Here is a 666-nt window from a genome sequence, read left to right on the forward strand (position 1 = left end):
CTTCATGTTCTTCCTGACAGGTGTAATTAGATCAATTCCTTTTAATTCCAGCCTATCATGCAGTGACTGACCTAGATATCCCATATCTCCAAGGACTGTTGGTGTCCCAAATTGACTCAACACTTCCTCGGTCATTGAACTATCAGCCATTGAAGCAGGAGTAATTGTGTAGTCTATGACATAGCCTGATTCACTGACTAAAGCATGACATTTACATCCATAGAAGTACTGTCCCTTTGTAGCATTGTAGCCAACATTTGCATAATCTCCAAGAACTTTGCTTCTGAAATTACGAATAGGCTGACACAAAGGAATGGGGAAGCTGTCAATAATGGATACACTCATTCCTTCAACCTCTTTAAAGACGAGTGCTTGGCGAATGACTTGGATACTCGGTAAGAGGGCATTACAACGGCGGACAAAGCGAGAATATTCTAGGAAATTAGGAAATAAACTTTGAGCCAATTGGTGCTTAGCTTTAAGCGTTTCACTAAAATGCAGTACGCCCCATAGGTAACAAGCGATAACTAAGCAATCTGATGTTGCGAGATGGACGTTCTTTCGGTTTTGAACCTCAAGGGGAACCCTCGTTTGATAAAGCGTCTCAATGGTTGTCAGTAAATAAACAAAAACTTTTGGAAGTGTGCTATTATAAGTCATATAAGT

Annotated in this window: 1 protein-coding gene; it reads right to left on the minus strand. The window is 40.4% G+C overall.

The window, feature by feature from the left end:
* The coding region (locus tag FDX09_RS14250; protein WP_137347403.1) for an IS982-like element ISLll1 family transposase at window positions 1-660 on the minus strand (660 nt) is incomplete at its 3' end.
* Window positions 661-666 lie beyond the last annotated feature (6 nt).

The sequence above is a fragment of the Citrobacter sp. wls717 genome (assembly GCF_005280955.1).
GTDB lineage: Bacteria > Pseudomonadota > Gammaproteobacteria > Enterobacterales > Enterobacteriaceae > Citrobacter > Citrobacter werkmanii.